The organism is Roseovarius sp. MBR-154 (assembly GCF_053628595.1).
Genome location: NZ_JBRJGR010000017.1, coordinates 1 through 19,306, shown reverse-complemented (window position 1 = coordinate 19,306; position 19,306 = coordinate 1). Strand labels below are relative to the sequence as shown.

General features: G+C 59.3%; 17 protein-coding genes, 5 pseudogenes and 1 other annotated feature. Of the genes and pseudogenes, 12 read left to right on the top strand and 10 right to left on the bottom strand.

What is annotated here, in order from left to right:
• Positions 1 to 40: 40 nt before the first annotated feature.
• Together ACSSV4_RS17160 and ACSSV4_RS17155 are read left to right on the top strand one after the other, a co-directional pair.
• The gene (locus tag ACSSV4_RS17160; protein WP_454276313.1) at positions 41 to 1,240 is read left to right on the top strand and encodes a M24 family metallopeptidase; all 1,200 of its coding nucleotides are present in this window, start codon (positions 41 to 43) and stop codon (positions 1,238 to 1,240) included.
• 87 nt (positions 1,241 to 1,327) lie between these two features.
• Positions 1,328 to 2,355, top strand: a pseudogene (locus tag ACSSV4_RS17155) (IS110 family transposase).
• 313 nt (positions 2,356 to 2,668) lie between these two features.
• On the opposite strand, the pseudogene ACSSV4_RS17150 reads toward ACSSV4_RS17155, so the two are convergent.
• The 6 genes and pseudogenes from ACSSV4_RS17150 to ACSSV4_RS17125 all read right to left on the bottom strand — a co-directional run.
• Positions 2,669 to 2,824, bottom strand: a pseudogene (locus ACSSV4_RS17150) (ATP-binding protein); the annotation flags it as partial.
• A 270-nt stretch (positions 2,825 to 3,094) separates the two neighbouring features.
• Positions 3,095 to 3,523, bottom strand: coding sequence for a hypothetical protein (locus ACSSV4_RS17145; protein WP_454276312.1), 429 nt, complete (start codon positions 3,521 to 3,523; stop codon positions 3,095 to 3,097).
• Positions 3,524 to 3,544: 21 nt separating this feature from the next.
• Positions 3,545 to 3,646 carry a DUF2474 family protein gene (locus ACSSV4_RS17140; protein WP_454276311.1) on the bottom strand — a complete coding sequence of 34 codons (102 nt, stop codon included), beginning with the start codon at positions 3,644 to 3,646 and terminating at the stop codon, positions 3,545 to 3,547.
• Entirely contained in the window at positions 3,646 to 4,650 is a 1,005-nt protein-coding gene (gene cydB, locus ACSSV4_RS17135) for a cytochrome d ubiquinol oxidase subunit II (protein ID WP_454276310.1), read from the bottom strand. The genes ACSSV4_RS17140 and cydB overlap by 1 nt, the downstream gene beginning before the upstream one ends.
• Before the next feature lie 12 nt (positions 4,651 to 4,662).
• Complete coding sequence (locus ACSSV4_RS17130) at positions 4,663 to 6,072, bottom strand: cytochrome ubiquinol oxidase subunit I (protein WP_454276309.1); 1,410 nt, start codon at positions 6,070 to 6,072, stop codon at positions 4,663 to 4,665.
• A gap of 57 nt (positions 6,073 to 6,129) precedes the next feature.
• Positions 6,130 to 6,756 carry a peroxiredoxin gene (locus tag ACSSV4_RS17125; protein ID WP_454276308.1) on the bottom strand — a complete coding sequence of 209 codons (627 nt, stop codon included), beginning with the start codon at positions 6,754 to 6,756 and terminating at the stop codon, positions 6,130 to 6,132.
• Between the two features lie 230 nt (positions 6,757 to 6,986).
• Here ACSSV4_RS17125 and ACSSV4_RS17120 point away from each other — a divergent pair, with 230 nt between their 5' ends.
• From ACSSV4_RS17120 to ACSSV4_RS17090, 7 genes are all read left to right on the top strand, one after another.
• Positions 6,987 to 7,457, top strand: a complete 471-nt coding sequence (locus ACSSV4_RS17120) for an RrF2 family transcriptional regulator (protein ID WP_454276307.1) — start codon at positions 6,987 to 6,989, stop codon at positions 7,455 to 7,457.
• Positions 7,454 to 7,585, top strand: a complete 132-nt coding sequence (locus ACSSV4_RS17115) for a hypothetical protein (protein WP_454276306.1) — start codon at positions 7,454 to 7,456, stop codon at positions 7,583 to 7,585. The genes ACSSV4_RS17120 and ACSSV4_RS17115 overlap by 4 nt, the downstream gene beginning before the upstream one ends.
• A gap of 15 nt (positions 7,586 to 7,600) precedes the next feature.
• Positions 7,601 to 8,116, top strand: a complete 516-nt coding sequence (locus tag ACSSV4_RS17110; RefSeq protein ID WP_454276305.1) for a Crp/Fnr family transcriptional regulator — start codon at positions 7,601 to 7,603, stop codon at positions 8,114 to 8,116.
• Complete coding sequence (locus ACSSV4_RS17105; protein WP_454276304.1) at positions 8,088 to 8,417, top strand: YgaP family membrane protein; 330 nt, start codon at positions 8,088 to 8,090, stop codon at positions 8,415 to 8,417. The genes ACSSV4_RS17110 and ACSSV4_RS17105 overlap by 29 nt, the downstream gene beginning before the upstream one ends.
• 23 nt (positions 8,418 to 8,440) lie before the next feature.
• A complete protein-coding gene (locus ACSSV4_RS17100) occupies positions 8,441 to 9,325 on the top strand; it encodes an MBL fold metallo-hydrolase (protein ID WP_454276303.1) in 885 nt (294 codons plus the stop codon).
• A 22-nt stretch (positions 9,326 to 9,347) separates the two neighbouring features.
• On the top strand, positions 9,348 to 11,030 hold the full coding sequence (locus ACSSV4_RS17095) for a TIGR01244 family sulfur transferase (RefSeq protein WP_454276302.1): 1,683 nt from the start codon (positions 9,348 to 9,350) through the stop codon (positions 11,028 to 11,030).
• Between the two features lie 71 nt (positions 11,031 to 11,101).
• Positions 11,102 to 12,841, top strand: coding sequence for a SulP family inorganic anion transporter (locus ACSSV4_RS17090; protein WP_454276301.1), 1,740 nt, complete (start codon positions 11,102 to 11,104; stop codon positions 12,839 to 12,841).
• 191 nt (positions 12,842 to 13,032) lie between these two features.
• Here ACSSV4_RS17090 and ACSSV4_RS17085 read toward each other — a convergent pair.
• From ACSSV4_RS17085 to ACSSV4_RS17075, 3 genes and pseudogenes are all read right to left on the bottom strand, one after another.
• Positions 13,033 to 13,661: pseudogene (locus ACSSV4_RS17085) on the bottom strand (IS5 family transposase); the annotation flags it as partial.
• Positions 13,662 to 13,773: 112 nt separating this feature from the next.
• Positions 13,774 to 14,373, bottom strand: a pseudogene (locus tag ACSSV4_RS17080) (ISKra4 family transposase); the annotation flags it as partial.
• 46 nt (positions 14,374 to 14,419) lie between these two features.
• Positions 14,420 to 15,660 (bottom strand): IS3 family transposase gene (locus ACSSV4_RS17075; protein WP_454276300.1). Its coding sequence is split into 2 segments (ribosomal slippage): positions 14,420 to 15,360 and positions 15,360 to 15,660, totalling 1,242 coding nucleotides; the frame shifts between segments, so codons are not numbered across the junction.
• Positions 15,251 to 15,367 (bottom strand) — a sequence feature (AL1L pseudoknot). Its footprint overlaps the gene before it by 117 nt.
• 626 nt (positions 15,661 to 16,286) lie before the next feature.
• On the opposite strand from ACSSV4_RS17075, the gene ACSSV4_RS17070 reads away from it, so the two are divergent.
• Together ACSSV4_RS17070 and tnpA are read left to right on the top strand one after the other, a co-directional pair.
• On the top strand, positions 16,287 to 17,423 hold the full coding sequence (locus tag ACSSV4_RS17070) for an MFS transporter (protein WP_454276299.1): 1,137 nt from the start codon (positions 16,287 to 16,289) through the stop codon (positions 17,421 to 17,423).
• A 133-nt stretch (positions 17,424 to 17,556) separates the two neighbouring features.
• Positions 17,557 to 17,763, top strand: a pseudogene (gene tnpA, locus ACSSV4_RS17065) (IS200/IS605 family transposase); the annotation flags it as partial.
• A gap of 14 nt (positions 17,764 to 17,777) precedes the next feature.
• On the opposite strand, the gene ACSSV4_RS17060 reads toward tnpA, so the two are convergent.
• The gene (locus ACSSV4_RS17060; RefSeq protein WP_454276369.1) at positions 17,778 to 18,026 is read right to left on the bottom strand and encodes a DUF6455 family protein; all 249 of its coding nucleotides are present in this window, start codon (positions 18,024 to 18,026) and stop codon (positions 17,778 to 17,780) included.
• A 495-nt stretch (positions 18,027 to 18,521) separates the two neighbouring features.
• Between ACSSV4_RS17060 and ACSSV4_RS17055 the strand changes: the two genes are divergently transcribed.
• Positions 18,522 to 19,306: aromatic ring-hydroxylating oxygenase subunit alpha (locus ACSSV4_RS17055; protein ID WP_454276298.1), on the top strand; the 785-nt coding region annotated here is incomplete at its 3' end.

Here is a 19,306-nt window from a genome sequence, read left to right as displayed (position 1 = left end):
ACCCAAATTATCACCTTAAATGCTGACGAAGGAGAGCAGAATGACAGCCCATAGCGAGAGGATCGGTGCCCTACAGCAATGCCTCCGTCGACGCGGCCTGACAGCCGCACTACTGCACATGAGCAGAGACATATTCTATTACACGGGAACCGCTCAGCCGGGATGGCTGTTCGTCGCGCCAGACGATGCTCATCTTTACGTGCGCTCCGGACTGGGCTTTGCCCGAAGACAAAGCAGCTTACCGGATAATCGCGTCTCTCTCAAAAGTAGGCTCGCCGACATCGTAGACACCTGCCTTGGAGAAGACACCGACGACCTGCAGATCGGCGCAGAGCTCGACGTGATGACCGTCCCTCAATACCAACAACTCGGTAAGGTTCTCGGGTCCGCTCGGATCGTGGATGTGTCGTCGGACATCCTCGAACAGAGAAAAATCAAAGATGCCGGAGAAATTGAAACCATAGAAATCGCCGCACAGGCGCTCGAAGAGGGCCACCGGCAGGCGATAAAGGCTTGGCGCGTCGGGATGACCGAACTGGAAGCCTCGGCCATCGTGGAAGACGGACACCGCCGGGCCGGGCACGAAGGCGTGTTTTTCGTCCGGCAACCCGACTTCACTATGGGACGCGGACCGCTCGCATCGGGGGAAAACCGGCAACAGATGAGCGGGGTCGTTTTCACCGTTTCCGGCTGTGGATTGAGCGCTGCAGTCCCCGCCGGGGCATCACGTCGGAAGCTTCAGCCCGGTGATCTGGTAATCGTAGACATTCCGACCTGCGTGCAAGGTTACCACGGGGACCAGTCGCGAACCTATTGCATAGGACAACCGACGAAAAAGGCTCTGGACTTGCATCAGTCTCTCAGGTTGGTCTCAGACAGACTGATTGCAGATATCTCGCCGGCCATGACATCAGGTGAAGTTTTTGATCGCGCTTGCCACCACGCTGAAGACGCACGAATACTCGGCTCCTTTCTTAAATTTTCCGATGGAAAGATGGCACATTTCGTGGGTCATGGCGTCGGGCTGGATCTCAATGAACCGCCATTCCTGTCGCGTGGCGGAGAAGAAAAAATAATGGCGGGCATGGTGCTGGCCATCGAACTCCACCTCTGCGACGCCGAAGTCGGAATGCTCAAACTAGAGGACATGATCGTGGTGCACGATGACGGCTGCCACATATTAACGAAGACGGACCGGGAATTGATACCTGTGCCGCTAAATGTTGATTGCCACTTCTGAGAATTGATGGGGTGGGATACCTCCTCCCGACGGCATCGCAATGTGCCAAGGTGATGTGGGTCACATCACAGAGATGAGGGAGTATCCATGACTGAAGTTACCATTGTTGGGCTGGATTTGGCAAATCGGGTTTTCCTGGTTCACGGTGCGACGGCCGATGGCGGCGTTGCTGTTCACAAGAAACTGTCGCGCGGTCAGGTGCCGGTATTTTTTGCGGACCCGCCGCCCTGCGTGGTTGCGATGGAGGCCTGTGCCACGGCCCGTTATTGGGCACGCGAGATCGGTGCTCTGGGGCATACCGTCAGGTTGATCCCGCCTGCCTACGTCAAGCCTTTCGTCAAGCGTCTAAAGAACGATGCGGCTGACGCGGAGGCCATAGCTGAAGCAGCCAGCCGCCCAACCATGAGACTCGTCGAGCCGAAGTCCCCCGACAGCAGGGGCGCGCCATGATCTTTCGAACCCGCGATCTGTTTGTGCGCCAGAGGACACAAACCATCAACGCGCTACGGGCCCATTTGGCAGAACATGGCCTCATCGCACCCCAAGGTCTGTCAAATCTCGCAGGTATCCAGCGGGTAGTTGACGAGGGAACAGCTGATTTAGAACCTTTGATAGCCGAGACTGCCCGGATCTACCTTGAGCAAATCAATGATCTGTCCAGTCGCATCGCCAAAATGGAGGCTACATTGAAGCAGGAAGCTGATCGATCCGATGCCTCGTCACGGATGATGACAATGCCGGGTCTCAGGCCGATCACCGCGATTGCAATCGAAGCCTTCGCTCCTACCCTGTCAGTGTTCAAGTGCAGCAGGGATTTCGCGGCCTGGCTGGGCTTGGTGCCACGACAACATTCTACCGGGGGCAAGCAAATCTTGGGCCGAACATCGAAGATGGGGCAACGCGATATCCGGCGGCTGCTTATCATCGGCGCAATGTCGGTGATCCGCTGGGCAACCCGGAAAGGAACGATCCAGGGAACCTGGCTCCATGCCATGCTGCTGCGCAAGCCGCGCAAGGTGGTCGCAATCGCCTTGGCCAACAAGATGGCCCGGGCGCTTTGGGCGATGGATAAGCGGAAAGAAGATTATCGGGATCCACGACTGGCAGCAGCCTGACAGTGTCAGATATCCAAGAGTGGGACGTCGGCGTGTGAGGAGGTCATTGGCAGTAAGGACAAAGATCGGTGACGATGGTTCTGGCAACGCATCCGGGTCAATGGGCCATGAGCCCGCAGAATTGATTTTGCACCAGAGCCGCGCAGATCCATATCGGCCAGCGGACATGTGTTTGCCGCACAACAGGCCTGATACATGACCGCACCCGATCACACGTCAACACTGTTCAAAAGCCTTCTTGCGCGAACGGGGGCCATACATGACCCGGTATTGTCACCGAGATCTGACCCACCCGGTGGTTATGTTCTACGTGTCATGATGGCGTTTCCTTCCGTTTCTTTTTCGCTGTTTCGGAGCTGGCCTTGAAGCAATAGCTGTCGTTTCCGGTCTCTAGGATGTGGCAGCGATGGGTGGGACGATCGAGCAGTGCTGTGGTCATTTTGGCGTCCCCGAAGATCGTGGTGAACTTCTTCGAAAGCCGTTGAGCACGAACCTGTGAACCAGACCGGGATCAGCAAGACCAGAAGGTAGACCCGACGAAACCGCATCCGGCGCGGGGCCGCGCCGGATGGGTCCTGATCGCGCGCGATCACCTGCAATGGCAGGTCGGTGGCTTGGGGGTCAGACATGGCACCCTCTGATCAGTTTGCCCATCCATACCGCTAAGACCGGGAAAAGTTCCCGCGCAAAGCGTGGAGTGACCTGCGCCTTGTCGCCGCAGGTCTTTTTTGTGCTTTGGTTAGAATGACCAAAGCACGGTGTCGTCCTTAAGCATCGCGCCCGCCATTTCTGGTGGTTTGGCGACGCCAACGCCATCAAGCAGGGCCTCGGGGCCGACACCGCGACCGGGCAGGTAGATCGCGCAAACTTCGACCGTGGCACCGGCCTCCATGATCTTTTGCATCAGGCCTTGCGGGCTCATGTCGCGGGGCGGTTGCGGCGCGGTGACACTTGCCGGGGCGTCCTTGAGGGCGATGTCACCGCCCGGTCCGCACAGCAGAATGCGGGTTTGCGCGCCTTGCTGCACGGCCTGCATGGTCAGCACCATGGCCATAAGCTGGGTCTGCGGCTCGGGCGAGGTGACGACGGTCACAAGTGCCTTTTCCGAGGCCTGTGCCCCGGTGGCAAGGCCCGCCACGGTTGCGGCGGCGAGAATGGTCTTTTTCATGAGTATCTCCAGTGATGAGGGTCAGATAAACAGTCGTATGAGGGTAGCGACGGCGGCCAATGCGCCGATGCCGAGCAGCCAGAGCAGAACGAACCAGCCGAGGCGCCTGAGGGCAGGGGGCATCAGTGATACCCCTCTCCCGGACGCACCTTGCCGCGAAACACCCAATAGGCGTAGCCGGTATAGGCAAGGATCAGCGGCACAAGAAACAGCGTGCCAACCAATGCGAAGGCAAGGCTTTCATCCGGCGCCGCCACCTGCCAGATGGTCAGCGAGGGCGGCACCATCATCGGATAGAAACTGATGCCGATCCCGATAAAGCCAAGCACGAAAAGCGACAGCGCCGCTAAAAACGGCCGCAGATCGCGGCTGTCGTTCAACCCGGTGAAGAGCGCCCAGGCCGCCCCCAGCACCAGCACCGGCATGACGATGCTGAAGGCGCTGCCCGGCAGGTTGAACCAGCGCTGGAAATAGACCGGTTCCAGAAACGGGGTGGCAAGGCTGACCAGCCCCATGAAGCCAAGCGTCGCAAAGCCCAGCCACCAGGCCCGGCGGCGCATGCCCAGTTGCAGCGGCCCTTCGGTTTTCAGCACCAGCCAGGTTGCGCCCAAAAGCGCATAGCCCGCCACCACCGCCAGCCCGGTCAGCACCGAGAACGGCGTCAGCCAATCCCACCAGCCGCCTGAATAGGCCCGGCCCGTGACCTCTATGCCCTGCACCAGCGCGCCAAGGGCAATGCCCTGACAGAATGCCGCCACCAGCGAGCCGCCGAAAAACGCGTGATCCCACACCCGTTTCCAGCGCCGCGTTTTCCAGCGGTATTCAAAGGCCACGCCGCGAAACACCAGCGCCAGCAGCATCAGCGTGATCGGCATGTAAAGCGCCGGCATCACCACCGCATAGGCCAGCGGAAACACCGCGAACAGCCCGCCGCCGCCCAGCACCAGCCATGTCTCATTGCCATCCCAGACCGGAGCGACGGTATTCATCGCGGTGTCGCGGTCGCGTTCCGATCCGGCGAAGAGAAAGAGGATGCCGACGCCAAGATCGAAACCGTCCAGCACCACATAGGTCAGCACGGCAAAGGCAATCAGCCCGGCCCAGATGAACGCAAGATCGAATTCCATTGTCAGTTCTCCTTACTCGCCGGGAACAAAGGTTTTGGCATGCAGTTGCGCAACGGGTGTGATCCCGGCGGTGCGGGTCGGGCCATGATCATCCTCGCCGCCCGTATCGGGCGCGCGATTCATCAGCCGCAGCACATAAAAGGTGCCCGCGCCGAAGACGAAGAAATAGACCACGATGAAGGCAATCAGCGAGGCGGCAACCGCCGGGGCCGCGACGGGTGCGAGGCTGTCAGAGGTGCGCAACAGGCCGTAGACGGTATAGGGCTGGCGGCCGACCTCGGTCGTCACCCATCCCGCCAGCACCGCGACGAACCCCGCAGGCCCCATCGCCAGCGCCGCGCGGTGCAGCATCGGGCTGTCGTAAAGCCGCCCCTGCAAGCGGCGCAGCCCCGCCCAAAGGCCAACGCCAAGCATCGCAAAACCAATCGCGATCATGATGCGGAACGACCAGAACACGATGGCCACCGGCGGCTGATCTTCGCGCGCCACGGTATCGAGGCCCGTCAGCGGCGCGTTCAGATCATGCTTGAGGATCAGCGAGGATAGTTTGGGAATACCCACCGCGTAATCCAGCTGCTGATTGTCCTGATCGGGAATACCGAACAGGTAAAGCGGCGCGCCCTCGGGGTGGCTGTCAAAATGCCCCTCCATCGCCATGACCTTGACCGGCTGATGCTCCAGCGTGTTGAGGCCGTGGAAATCGCCCGCCACGATCTGAAGCGGCGTCACGATCACCGCCATCCACATCGCCATCGAAAACGCGGTGCGCGCCGTTGCGCTCCTACGGTCGCGCAGAAGATGCAGCGCGCTGACCCCACCCACCACGAAGGCGGTGGTGAGGTACGCCGCCATCACCATATGCACAAGGCGGTAAGGGAAGGACGGATTAAAGACGATCGCCCACCAATCCTCGGGCACGAACTGGCCATCGGCGTTGATCCCGTAACCTGCCGGCGTCTGCATCCAGCTATTGACCGACAGGATCCAAAAGGCCGAGGCCAGCGTGCCGACCGCCACCATCGCGGTGGCAAACATGTGTAACCGGTCGCCGACCCGTTCGCGCCCGAACAGCATGATGCCAAGAAACCCGGCCTCAAGGAAAAACGCGCTGAGCACCTCATAGGCCATCAACGGGCCGATCACCGGCCCGGCCTTGTCGGAAAACACCGCCCAGTTGGTGCCGAACTGATAGGACATCACGATGCCCGACACGACGCCCATGCCGAACACCACGGCGAAGATCTTTTTCCAATGCTCGAACAGCGTCAGATACGTCGCATCGCGCGTGCGAAGCCATTGCGCATTCAGCACCGCAAGCCAACTTGCCAGCCCGATGGTGAAGGCCGGAAAGATAATGTGGAATGAGATGGTAAAGGCAAATTGGATACGCGCCAGTATCTCTGCGCTGAAACTGTCAAACATGGAACACCTCCGAATTTGCGGGATTGGCCCCGCCGGAAACCCGGCGGGGCGGATTGATCAAAGGGTCGTGGTGCGCAGGTATGGGCGCAATTCGTCAAATCCCTGCGGGAACAGTTTTTCCGCCTCGGCGTTGGGGATCGAGGTCGGGATGATCACCTTGCCACCGGGCACCCAATCGGCCGGAGTGGCGATGCGGTGGTTGTCGCCGGTCTGAAGCGCGTCGATAACGCGCAGGATCTCGTCGAAATTGCGCCCCACGCTCATCGGATAGGTCATGGTCAGGCGAATCCGCTTGTTGGGGTCGATGATGAAGACCGACCGCACCGCGGCGGTTTCGCTCTCATTGGCGTGGATCATCTCGTAAAGCCGCGCGATATGGCTGTCAGGGTCGGCGACGATCGGAAAATCCACCGTGGTGGATTGCGTATCGTTCACGTCCCTGATCCAGGCCTCATGTTCTTCGACACCATCGGTCGACAGACCAAGTGGCTTGACGTGACGCTTGGCAAATTCCGCCGAAAGCTGCGCGGTGCGGCCGATCTCGGTGGTGCAAACCGGGGTGAAATCGCCGGGATGGCTGAAGAAGAACACCCAGTCGCCGCCGATCCAGTCGTGAAAACGGATCGGGCCTGCGGTGGTGTCGGCGGTGAAATCGGGGACGGTGTCGCCGATATGGATACCCATGTGATATGTTCCTTCCTGATATCGGGCGGCGCGATCTGCCCCGGCCCTGATGCGAGGTATTTAGAATGATTCTTGATTATTAGATATAACTAAAATATACTAATTATGCGACAAACTGGCGCGCGCAGGATAATGCTCAGACCTATAAGTAAAGAAGTCCCGATGCTTTAGCTGGCCTTGAGTGAGTCAAAGCTTTACAAAACATAGAGCATAATTGAAAGCGAACCACCATGCGATTGACGAGTTACACGAATTACGCCCTGCGCGCGTTGCAACTGGCGGCGCTGAAGGCGCCTGCGTTGGTGCGGGTAGATGATGTGGTTAAGGTGCACGGGCTGGCGCGCCCGCATATCGTCAAGATCGTGCATGAATTGGGCAAGGCCGGGTTCATCGACACGCAGCGCGGGCGTGGTGGCGGCTTTCGGCTGGCCCGTGCGCCCGAGACGATCCGAGTAGGAGAGGTGGTGCGCCTGACCGAGGGGCCATTCGACGTTGTGGAGTGTTTCAACCGCGAAACCAACACCTGCCCGCTGATCGGCATCTGCCAACTGTCACTGACCATTCAGGCGGCGACACGGGCTTTTCTGGACGTGCTCGACGGGGTGACCATCGCCGATATCGCGTCCAACCGCAGCCAGTTGCTTGACCGTATCCTGCCGTTGCAGGAGGGCATCGTGTCCCCCAAAAGGGCACGCGCATGACCGCCCCGGATTGGAGCACGCGCCTGCCCGGACTGGCAGGGTTGGAGCCTGATGTGCGGGCCGATCTGGTGCGCCGCAGCCACTTTGTGCGCTTGGCGGCCGGAACCACCGTCTTTGCCGCCGGGTAAGAGGCGGAGAATCTTTTGTTCGTACTGTCCGGCACGGTGCGGGTCAGTCAGACATCAGAGTCCGGGCGTGAAGTGGTGCTCTACCGGGTCGAGGCGGGTGACAGCTGCATCATGACGGCGGCCTGCCTGATGGGCGATGCGCCCTATCTCGCAGAGGGCATCGCTGAAAGCGAGATCGAGGCGGTGGCGATCCCGCGCGGCGTGTTCGATGATCTGGCGGCGCGCTCGGGGGCCTTCCGCGCCTTCGTCTTTGCCGCCTATGCGCAACGCATGCTTGATTTGTTTCATATCGTGGATGAGGTGGCCTTTGGCCGGGTCGACATCCGCCTTGCACAGCGCCTGATCGCCTTGGCACGCGGGGCGGAGGAATTGCATATCACCCATCAACAGCTTGCCGCCGAGCTTGGCACCGCGCGCGAGGTCATCTCGCGCCAGTTGCAGGACTTCCAGCGCCGCGGCTGGATCACCCAGGCGCGCGGCGTGGTTCGGCTTGTGGACCCGAATGCGCTGGCCGGTCTGGCGGGGGGCTAAGCGGGTTTTTGCACCGCTTGGTGACTTCATCACATACGTCCTCGAGGCAAATCTCTATTCAGGGGTCAACTTTAACCGGAGGGCTTTCATGACTGCCAATATCGGGTCTATCGACCGCATCATTCGTATCGTTCTGGGCCTTGCCCTGCTGGCGCTCGCCTTTGGCGGGGTTTTGCCCATGTTTGCAGCAGGCGCGCCGAAATGGATCGCTGCCATCGCCGGGATCGTGCTGATTGCCACCGCAGGTATGCGCTTTTGCCTGCTGTATCGCATCCTCGGCATTCGCACCTGCAAGCTTTGATCCCCAATGACCGGAGGAAACATATGACCGCTTATCCTGTTGACATGACCATTCGCCCCGATGTCGAAAGCTTTTTCGACGCGGCGACCAATACCATCAGCCATATCGTCAAGGACCCGGCGTCAAACGCCTGCGCGATTGTCGATTCGGTGATGGATTTCGAACCGGCATCGGGGCGGATCAGTTTCGATCACGCGGATGCCCTGATTGCGCGCGTGCGGGCCCGTGGCCTGACACTGGACTGGATTCTTGAAACCCATGTCCACGCCGATCACCTCTCGGCCGCGCCCTATATCCAGCGCGCATTGGGCGGCAAGATCGGTATCGGCGAGAATATCCTGATCGTGCAGGACGTGTTCGGCAAGATCTTCAACGAGGGCACCGAGTTTCAGCGCGACGGCAGCCAGTTTGACGCACTGTTCAAGGATGGCGACACCTACAGCGTCGGCACCATGCCCTGTTTCGCCCTGCACACGCCGGGTCACACCCCGGCTTGCATGACCCATGTGATGGGCGATGCGGCGTTTGTCGGCGATACGCTCTTCATGCCCGATGGCGGATCGGCGCGCGCCGATTTTCCGGGCGGCGACGCAGCGACACTTTATGACAGCATTCAAAAGGTGCTGGCCCTGCCCGACGAGATGCGCCTTTTCATGTGCCACGATTACGGCCCGAACGGTCGCGATATCCAGTGGGAAACCACGGTGGCCGAGGAAAAGGCCCATAATATCCATGTAGGCCACGGCAAGACGCGCGAAGATTTCATCAAGTTCCGCACCGAACGGGATGCAACGCTTGGCATGCCGCGGCTGATCCTGCCGTCGCTTCAGGTCAACATGCGCGCGGGCGAGGTGCCCAAGGATGCCGATGGCAGGCCCATGCTGAAACTGCCGGTCAACGCGCTTTAATTCGGTGCCCGAGGGGGGAACCATGGACATCAAGACAATAACCGACGACCTTTCGGTCAGCCCGCAAATCGCCCCCGGCGATCTGGCGGCGATCAAGGCGGCGGGCTTTCGCGCCGTGATCTGCAACCGCCCTGATGGCGAGGGGGCCGATCAACCGAATTTCGACGAAATCGAGGCTGCCGCGCGAGCTCAAGGGCTTGCGGCGCGGTATCTGCCGATCACCTCTGGCATGGTGCGCGATCAGGACGCGGGTGATTTCGGGCGCGCCCTGCGTGAATTGCCCGGCCCGGTCCTTGCCTATTGCCGCACCGGCACACGCTCGGCCACGCTCTGGTCGCTCTCTGAGGCCACGCGCCGCCCGGTGCCCGAGATCCTCGCCGCGACCAAGGCGGCAGGCTATGACATGGCGGGCGTTGCGCGGCGCATCATCAACGGCGGCAAGACGCCCACCGACACGGGTGACGCCAAATTCGACGTGGTGATCGTGGGGGCCGGCGCAGGCGGTATCGCGGTCGCGGCCAGCCTGCACGCGCGCAAGCCCGATCTCGACATCGCGGTGATCGACCCGGCGGATATCCACTACTATCAACCGGGTTGGACCATGGTGGGTGGTGGCATCTTTGACGCACCCGAGACGGCCAAGACCATGGGCGCGCTGATCCCGCGCGGCGTGCACTGGATCAAATCCGCCGTGGCCGCGTTCGAGCCTGCGGACAATGCCGTGATCCTTGATGGCTGCCGGGTGGTAAAATATGATCGCCTTGTGGTCTGTCCGGGGTTGAAACTCGATTGGGCCAAGGTGGACGGGCTGGAGGAAACGCTGGGGCGCAATGGCGTCACCTCTAATTACCGCTACGATCTGGCCCCCTATACCTGGCAACTGGTGCAGGGGTTGAGGAAGGGCCGCGCGCTCTTCACCCAGCCGCCGATGCCGATCAAATGCGCGGGCGCGCCGCAAAAGGCGCTGTACCTGTCGGCCGATCACTGGTTCCGCAGCGGCGTTCTGAACGAGATCGACATTCATTTCTGCAATGCCGGTGGCGTGCTGTTCGGGGTCAAGGATTACGTGCCCGCCCTGCAATCCTATATGGATAAATACCGCGCCAATCTTGATTTCTTTCACAATCTTGTCGCCATCGACGGCCCGGCCCGCACCGCCACCTTCGAGGTGAAGAAACCCGATACAGCGCCCGAGCGGATCACCATGGAATACGACATGATCCATGTCTGCCCGCCGCAATGCGCGCCCGATTTCATCCGCGTCTCGCCCCTGGCCGATGCCGCCGGATGGATCGACGTGGATCAGGCGACGCTGCGCCACAAGACCCACGACAATATCTGGTCGCTGGGTGATGTGATGAACGCCCCCAATGCCAAGACGGCGGCAGCGGCGCGGATACAGGCCCCGGTTGTCGCCGAAAATATCGTGGCCGACATAATGGGCCGCGAGGCGGTGGCGCAATATGACGGCTATGGATCGTGTCCGCTGACGGTGGAACGGGGCAAGATCGTGCTGGCCGAGTTTGGCTATGGCGGGGTGATGAAGCCCAGCTTTCCCAGGTTCCTGATCGACGGCACAAGGCCAAGCCGCCTTGCCTGGCTCCTGAAGGAACGGTTGCTGCCGCCGATCTACTGGAAGGCAATGCTGCGCGGGCGCGAATGGATGGCCAAGCCCGAAAAGATTAACGCCACCCAAAACACCTGATCCAAACCACACCCCCTTGATCCGGGCGGGGCGCAATCGCCCTGCCCGACCTGCATTGAAAGACCTGCCTCATGCTCCGACCGCTTGCCCGCTATCTGCCCATTCTTGACTGGGGCCGCCGCTATGATCGTGGCGCGCTTGGCAGTGATACGATGGCGGCGGTGATCGTGACGATCATGCTGATCCCGCAATCGCTGGCCTATGCGCTTTTGGCGGGCTTGCCGCCCGAGGCGGGGATCTATGCCTCGATCGTGCCGATCATCCTTTACGCGATTTTCGGCACCAGCCGGGCACTGGCGGTGGGGCCGGTGGCCGTGGTCTCATTGATGACCGCCGCCGCCATTGGCCAAGTGGCCGAGGCGGGCAGCATGGGCTACGCTGCCGCCGCCCTCAGCCTTGCGCTGATGTCGGGCGTGATGCTCTTGGCGCTTGGGCTGTTGCGGCTGGGGTTTCTGGCCAATTTCCTGTCGCATCCGGTGATTGCGGGCTTCATCACCGCATCGGGTGTGCTGATCGCGGCCAGCCAGTTGAAACATATCCTTGGTGTGCCTGCGGGCGGGCATACGCTGATTGAAATGCTGGGCAGTCTGGGCGCGCATATCACCGCCGTGCATCTACCGACGCTGATCATCGGCGTGCTGGCCACGGCGTTCCTGTTCTGGGTGCGCAAGGGGTTGAAGCCGTTTTTGCGCCGCCTTGGCCTTGCGCCGCGTGCGGCTGATATCGTGACCAAGGCCGGGCCGGTGGTGGCGGTGGCGATCACCACGCTGGCGGTCTGGGCCTTGGGGTTGGACGCGTCCGGCGTGGCCATTGTCGGCGCGGTGCCGCAGGGATTGCCGCCGCTGACCATGCCGGATCTCACGCCGTCGCTTCTCTCAACACTGGCGCTGCCGGCGGCGCTGATCTCCATCATCGGCTTTGTCGAATCGGTCTCGGTCGCGCAGACGTTGGCTGCGAAAAAACGCCAGCGCATCGACCCCAATCAGGAATTGATCGGCTTGGGCGCGGCCAATATCGGCGCGGCCTTTACCGGCGGTTATCCGGTGACGGGGGGCTTTGCCCGCTCGGTCGTGAATTTCGATGCGGGCGCCGAAACCCCGGCGGCAGGCGCCTTCACCGCCATCGGGCTGATGATCGCCGCCGTGGCGCTGACGCCGCTGGTCTATTTCCTGCCCAAAGCGACCCTGGCCGCCACGATTATCGTCGCCGTGCTCAGCCTGGTGGATTTCTCGATCCTGCGCCGGGCCTGGGCCTATAATCGCGCCGATTTCGCCGCTGTACTGGCCACCATACTGCTGACCCTCGGGCTTGGGGTTGAGGTGGGCGTGTCGGCCGGTGTGGCGCTGTCCATCGCACTGCACCTTTTGAAAAACTCGCGCCCGCATGTGGCCGAAGTGGGCCTTGTGCCCGGCAGCCAGCATTTCCGCAACGTGCTGCGTCACCGGGTCAAGACAAGCCCCTACATCCTGAACCTGCGTATCGACGAAAGCCTGTTCTTCGCCAATGCGCGCTTTCTTGAGGATATGATCCAAGACCGTGTCGCCGCTGATTGCCCGCTGCGCCATGTCGTGCTGATGTGTTCCGCAGTGAATGAGATTGACCTGAGCGCGCTGGAAAGCCTTGAGGCGATCAACGAACGGCTCACGTCGCTTGGCATCGGTTTCCATCTGTCCGAGGTCAAGGGCCCGGTGATGGACCGGCTGAAACGCAGCCATTTCCTCGACGCCTTGAACGGCCGCGTGTTCCTGTCGCAATACGACGCTTGGATCGCTTTACAGGGCGGCACGGACACCCACCGCGCGGCGCAGTAGCGCCAGAGTAAAAAGGACTGCAACATTAGATTGAAGTCCATACATTCTTGAATCTCTCGGACGCCACCGAAATTGGCAACAAGCAGATAATCAGATGTCGCGTAGCCCTTAATTGGGCTCTGCCTCAATCTGTGTGGCGGAGCGGTAGCATTGGGGCTCTGAGAGTCTAATTCAAAACTATCCGAGCATTTTCATGCCCTTGCAAGATGACGTGTGACCCGTCGAATGTGGGCGATGAGCACTCGGGCCTTTGCGCTGGCGATGGATTTTCCCAATCTTTGGACAGGCGGCGGCATCGCCCCAGCCAGGCAAGGGTTCGCTCCACGACCCATCGGCGTGGCAGAACCTCGAAGCCTTGCGCCGTATCGGAACGCTTGACGATCTGCACGGTCCAGTGCCCGATGGATTTCTATGCCTCGCACAGTTTCGAGCCGGCATAGCCCCCATCGGCAAAGATGTGGCGCAGCATCGGATACCGCGCGGCAACGGCTTTCAGTACATCCGGCGCGCCGTCGCGATCCTGAATCCCGGCGCTGTGGACCGCGAGCCCAACCAGAAATCCGCTCGTATCGGTGACGATATGGCGCTTGCGCCCCTTGATCCGCTTGCCGGCATCATACCCGCTAACCCCGCCAACGTCCGTGGTTTTTACGTTCTGGCTGTCAATGATGCCCGCCGTCGGCCGGACTTTGCGGCCTTCTGCCAGCCGGGCGATCTCGACGAGTTTACGGTCCAGTGCGTCAAGCAGACCGCCATTGCGCCAGGCGTAGAAATAGCCCCGGACCGTGGAAACCGGCGGATAGTCGTTGGGCAGCATACGTGTCACTGGGGAGTGGAAAGAACGTGGGAATCAGGCCGCTTCAAGTCGACCGGCTGAAAGCCTACCATCCAAGACAGCGGCTCTCACGGTCGCCACGCGGTGAGCCCCGCGCGGAGACCACGATGACCTCAAAGTTTCGCCTTTGATACTCTGGACGCAAGCGAACATAGGCGCTGTCCAGATACACTGTTGCCTCCGAAGGTTTTGAATGTTGATCGGCATCTCTGGGGGGCGCAACCTTCGATATCCTCCAGTCTTTCGGAAACGGCAGCAAGGCGGTTGCGGATCGTCACATGGTTTTGTTTGGCGCAGGGCGTCAGCGTAGTCAGAAGTCGCGCAGCTTCCCGATAACTGTTCGGCGCGCCCAATTTCGTCTGCAGTCGTCGAAGCTCGGGCGTGGCGTTGTCCGGAATGAGGCGTGTGAGCGGGGAACATGCCGCTTTGAACTCCGGAAAGCCCGTTAGGCCGCACATGCACATCCGGACGCGCAGCACGTCGACAGTGAACCACCCGAACAGAGTGTCGATACGTCGATGACGACGGTCGTGGACCGGTAAATACGAGCCGCAGGACGGCACACTCGCGCCAACTCACCGATCTCTTCGACTTGATCCTGAAGCTGTACGCGCGGGATCTCTTTCAAGATCGATTTTGCCTCGACCAAATGCAATCCGATATCTTCTTCCGTCACGTTGATCGAACGGCGTTCCACTAAACTGAACCGCCCCGGGTTTACCGGAGGGTGTTTTGTTCAAAGACTAGGCGACCATATTGAGTGTGTTCAGGTTTGCATAGAACGCCTCCTCTGCTTCTACTGGCGGGACGTATCCGATGGGGCCGAGTAGTCGGCGATTGTTATACCAATCGACCCATTTCAGCGTTTCCCATTCGACTTCACGCATCGATTTCCACGGGCCGATCTGGTTGATGACCTCGGTCTTGAAGAGGCCGATGACGCACTCGGCCAGGGCATTGTCATAGGAGTCGCCGACGGTTCCAACAGATGGATCAATGCCGACTTCGATGAGCCGCTCGGTGTATTTGATCGACAGATATTGCGATCCGCGATCCGAGTGGTGGATTAACGCCTTGTTATCAGGCGTTTTTCTTTGCCAGATTGCTTGTTCCAAGGCGTCGAGAACGAACTGGGTCGCCATAGATGTCGAGACCCGCCAGCCGACAATGCGGCGCGCGAAGACGTCAATCACGAAGGCCACATACACTGTTCCCGACCACGTCGGAACGTAGATGAAGTCGGACACCCAGAGTTGATTGGGCAGATCCGCTTTGAACACGCGGTTCACCTTGTCATCGGGGCACAGCTGCGAATTGTCTGGATTGGTTGTGATCACCTTTTTGCCCCGGAGCACGCCCTTCAGGCCCAAACGGCGCATCAACCGTTCCACCGTGCATCGTGCAACCTCCTCATTGTCTCTCAGCAAGACGTGCCAGATCTTGCGCGGCCCATAGAGTTTGCGGTTCGCTTCCCTGGCCGCGTCGATCTTGACGCAGAGATCCGCGTCAGACTTTGCCCGAGCTGACGCCCGATCAGGATCACGCGCGATGGCGCGCCGCTCATAATAGGTGGACGGGGCAATTTGCAGCATCCTGCACATTGGCTCGACCCCGAACTCACCTCTATGTTCTTCAATGAAAGCAGTAACTTGCGAAACGGGCGGTCGAGCTCCGCCTGGGCAAAATACGCTGATGCTTTCTTCAGGATCTCATTGGCCTGACGGAGTTCGCGGTTCTCACGCTCCAACTCCTTGATCCGCGCCTTCTCAGCCGTCGTCTGGCCTGGCCGTTCGCCGCCATCGCGCTGAGCCTGTCGGACCCAGAGACGAAGGCTGTCCGGCGAACAGCCCAATTTGCTGGCGATCGCAGCATGCGCCGCTGCATCGCTTCGATATTCACCACGATGCTCCGCGACAAGCCGCACCGCGCGTTCGCGGAACTCGGGTGAATACGGCTTCGAGGTCTTCTTTCGATTCTGTTCCATAACGGACAATTCTCCGAGAGTTTTGCCCTCCGGTAAACCCGGGGCGGTTCAAACCAACTTCAAGTGATCGTCTTTCGCCCCACCCAAATTCTGTTTCAATCTTGATCCGAATTTTCATCCCTATTCCTCCTGCAAGCACTGCAGAAGACTACGGGATCATTGGGTCGTCTCCCCAAGCTTTTTCCACTCCCCAGTGACAACTGATATGGAAAGGCATCACGAAGTCTTCGTTCTGCCATTGGATAATTTGAAAAGGGAAGAAGTTTCCTCTTTTTTACATTAATCTTTGTGATAATAACAATTATCTACTTCAGGGAGAAGTTTTGCCCAGCAGATCCTTATACAGGGACTTGGAAATAGCCACAGGGCAGCCATTGGGTGCATCCTCTGGCGTGCCGCTGCGATGTCTCGCAGTCGCCGCCCCTGACCCGATACAGATTTCACTGAGCGAGTTCGCCGAAATCCATAGTCTCGACGCGAAAGTTGACGCGACGGGACGGGCCGCGTGCTTCCGAACAGTAACTCCACTCTCATACTAAGGTTGAACCCCTCCGATGAACCATCGATATGCAGGACCCAGCATCGAGACCCCGTATGGTTGGGTGGTTGTGGGAGTCAGCTTGGCCATGACGTCACTCAGTTTCGGCGCGGTCACCTTCGTGCCGATACTTATGCACCCCATGGGTGAAGATCTCGGCTGGGACCGTACGACGCTTTCGCTTGGCCACTCATTAGCAATGGTAGCCGCGGGAATCGGTGGCCTTGTAATTGGCTATCTCACGGATCGGATCAACTTCGCGATTCTCTGTGCCGTCGCAGCGCTGGCGACCAGCGGAGGCCTTCTGTTGTGCGCGCGCGCCACAACTCCTTTCGAGCTCTATGTCGGCTATGCACTGCTCGTCGGCGCTGTTGGCCAAGCGACGTTTTTTGGTCCGATAACGGCTAATGTGGGCCGCTGGTTCGACCGCAATTCTGGCGTAGCAATGGCGATTGTCCTGTCCGGCCAGAGCATCGGCGGCTTGTTGGTGCCAGTTGCCTTGCGTAATCTTGCTGTCTGGTGGGGCTGGCGCGACGCCGTGACCGCCTACGGGTTGTTTTGTCTCGTGACGATGGGTCTGGCGTCACTGCTTTTAAGCCGTAAACCCGGCGTATTGGTAATAGAGAGAGGTATAGCGGCGAAGGCCCCGACAGGCACGCAGGGCCAATTTAGGATCTTCTGGGGGGCGGTATTCCTGCTGGCACTGGCCAATGGCGGCACGTTCACCATAGTAGCCCATTTGGTCGCCCTTGCAGAGGAAAAGGGATTTTCGCCGAACCTCGCATCAGGTTTTCTGACGATGTTATTGGGTGCCACATTGATTTCACGATTGATGATGGGAAGATGGAACGATCGGGGAAACACGATCCCGGCGCTGCTCTCCTGCACCTTCCTCATCCCACTCGGCGGCGTCTTATTGCTGCTCGGAGGCGACTCGGCACCTTTGATAGCGGTCGGCTGCGGGACAATCGGCCTCGGCTACGGTGGCGTCTTTCCGGCCTACGTGCATTTGGTCCGGAATGCCTTTTCAGGTGCGGCCGCCGGGACATCAATTTCGGCCATGTTCTTCTTCGCGTTTTTGGCTGCCGCCGTGGGAAGTTGGGCAGGTGGCATTACTCGCGACCTCTACGGTGGTTACGAAGTTGCCCTGACGATTTCGATCGCACTTTCGGCAACGAGTTTCCTCGCAGGTACGTTGATCTTGCGGCGGCGATGTGGGCTTTAGTACCCACGCCCTGGAGCAAACCCTCCGACTTCAAGTCGGACCTGCTCCAGCGTGAAAGAATCGTGTTATGATCGTAGCCTTGGAAAAATGAGCCGCAGCCGGGTCGGAGGCTCATTTTTCCAAGGCTACGATCATGCAAGATGACACCGGCAAACACTGCGTTTATTATAACCGCGACCACATGGTCTGGTCGAGCAAGTACCGTTACAAGGAGCTGACCGGGGCGCTGCGCCTGCGCGACACTTACCGTCAAGCCTGCCGCGAGAACGAGGTCGACATCTTGCGCGGGGTTCTATCGAGCGATCACGTCCACATGTTCGTGTCGGTGTCGCCGAAGCTCGGAGGCTTCGCCAATCATTCCCCAGTTGATTCTCGCAGCTTCATAATGGCTTTTCCATTGCGACAGAATCTGGGGGGTGAAGCAGCTCCCTGGTGGTTTGCGGCGAGCCACTCGCCGCAAGCATCTCCATTCTTGCAGTCCGTGCAACGGATCATAAGGCTTCGCAAACCGTCGCTGTGCCCCAACCCAACGCTAGCCTCCCGGCCAAGATCCGCGCCCACTGTGTCCGCCATTCGGGTCATCAGTTCCGAGTGGCGATCCATTCGCTTAAGCCAGCCAAACATCATGTATCCTTTCTTCATAATGCTCATTACTACAAATATTATTGTAATGCTCTTGTCATTGACACAGATCAAGTCGCCGAGAAGCGCAGCAACATCGTGTAGCGATCTGCGCAAAGGTGTTGGCTCGCGTTGGGTAATCTGTCGGACACGGGCGCATACAGCGAGCCTAAGGGCGTTAACGTCGAGCAATTACTACCTAAGCCATTAACTGTAAATACATATTTTCTATTGGCCTCGATTGCTGTGGTGCGCCCGATTCGACCCTGGTGCGCTGCTCGGTCAGGCAGCGCAGGCGGGGAAACATAAGAGTATTCCGACAAAGCAGGCACTATTTGTGTGGATCAAAATAAAAGGTAGATCTGACAATCACTTAACGGATTCCACATAATAACAAAAATTTTTGTTGATCCGCCGCGTAATTATGTTACAAACGAAGGCGTCAAATTATCCTAAAAACAGTAGAGGGGAAAACTGATGGCCCGAACAGCAGACGAATGGCGCAAGCGTCCCGATCTCGATTCAAACCTGATCGTGGATCCGCGCATCTATACTGACCCGGAGATCTTCGCCGAGGAGCAGGAGAGAATCTTCGACAAGAGCTGGCTGGTTGCTTGTCATGAAAGCGAATTGCCGGAACCCTATGACTTCCGGACATATCAGCATCCTGGTGGTCACAACATCATCATGGTGCGCGACGAAGACAACAACATCAACGCGTTTCTCAATATCTGTCCGCATCGTGGCAATTTGCTGATCTACGAACCCTCCGGGAGCATCAAGGAAGCCTCTCCCTCTGGTGGCCCCAAGCGGATCACCTGCCTATTCCATGCTTGGTCTTTCGATGCCAAGGGCGAATGCGTCGATATTCCGCGTCGCAAGGAAGGCTATCAGGATCGCGTCAAGGAATGCGATTTCGCCCTGCGCGGCGTTCGTGTCGAAGTAGCCTATGGCGGTTTCGTCTGGGTCAACATGGACGAGAACGCTCCCACCCTGCAAGAATCTCTCGGCGGTGCGCTTGACGCCATCGGCGACACCTTGACTGAACCGCTTGAGGTTTTTCATTACCACCGCGCTGTTATCGACGGCAACTTCAAGATGTGGCATGATACCAACAGTGAATTCTATCACGACTACATGCATTATCATAACCGGATCACCGGTATGTGTCAACGGCGGAGTAAAACCCGACCAAAGGGCGGCGCAAAAGTAGGCCACTTTGGGGTTGGGCGTGAAGGGCGCATAGAGCGCTGGCGGCCAGT

What these genes read in the sequence shown, in the direction of transcription:
- ACSSV4_RS17130 (WP_454276309.1), bottom strand. Translation starts at nt 6,072, where the DNA reads ATGTTTGACAGTTTCAGCGCAGAGATACTGGCGCGTATCCAATTTGCC.
- ACSSV4_RS17100 (WP_454276303.1), top strand. Translation starts at nt 8,441, where the DNA reads ATGACCGCTTATCCTGTTGACATGACCATTCGCCCCGATGTCGAAAGC.
- ACSSV4_RS17090 (WP_454276301.1), top strand. Translation starts at nt 11,102, where the DNA reads ATGCTCCGACCGCTTGCCCGCTATCTGCCCATTCTTGACTGGGGCCGC.
- ACSSV4_RS17095 (WP_454276302.1), top strand. Translation starts at nt 9,348, where the DNA reads ATGGACATCAAGACAATAACCGACGACCTTTCGGTCAGCCCGCAAATC.
- ACSSV4_RS17105 (WP_454276304.1), top strand. Translation starts at nt 8,088, where the DNA reads ATGCGCTGGCCGGTCTGGCGGGGGGCTAAGCGGGTTTTTGCACCGCTT.
- ACSSV4_RS17120 (WP_454276307.1), top strand. Translation starts at nt 6,987, where the DNA reads ATGCGATTGACGAGTTACACGAATTACGCCCTGCGCGCGTTGCAACTG.
- ACSSV4_RS17160 (WP_454276313.1), top strand. Translation starts at nt 41, where the DNA reads ATGACAGCCCATAGCGAGAGGATCGGTGCCCTACAGCAATGCCTCCGT.
- ACSSV4_RS17070 (WP_454276299.1), top strand. Translation starts at nt 16,287, where the DNA reads ATGACGTCACTCAGTTTCGGCGCGGTCACCTTCGTGCCGATACTTATG.
- cydB (WP_454276310.1), bottom strand. Translation starts at nt 4,650, where the DNA reads ATGGAATTCGATCTTGCGTTCATCTGGGCCGGGCTGATTGCCTTTGCC.
- ACSSV4_RS17115 (WP_454276306.1), top strand. Translation starts at nt 7,454, where the DNA reads ATGACCGCCCCGGATTGGAGCACGCGCCTGCCCGGACTGGCAGGGTTG.
- ACSSV4_RS17125 (WP_454276308.1), bottom strand. Translation starts at nt 6,756, where the DNA reads ATGGGTATCCATATCGGCGACACCGTCCCCGATTTCACCGCCGACACC.
- ACSSV4_RS17140 (WP_454276311.1), bottom strand. Translation starts at nt 3,646, where the DNA reads ATGCCCCCTGCCCTCAGGCGCCTCGGCTGGTTCGTTCTGCTCTGGCTG.
- ACSSV4_RS17060 (WP_454276369.1), bottom strand. Translation starts at nt 18,026, where the DNA reads ATGGATCGCCACTCGGAACTGATGACCCGAATGGCGGACACAGTGGGC.
- ACSSV4_RS17145 (WP_454276312.1), bottom strand. Translation starts at nt 3,523, where the DNA reads ATGAAAAAGACCATTCTCGCCGCCGCAACCGTGGCGGGCCTTGCCACC.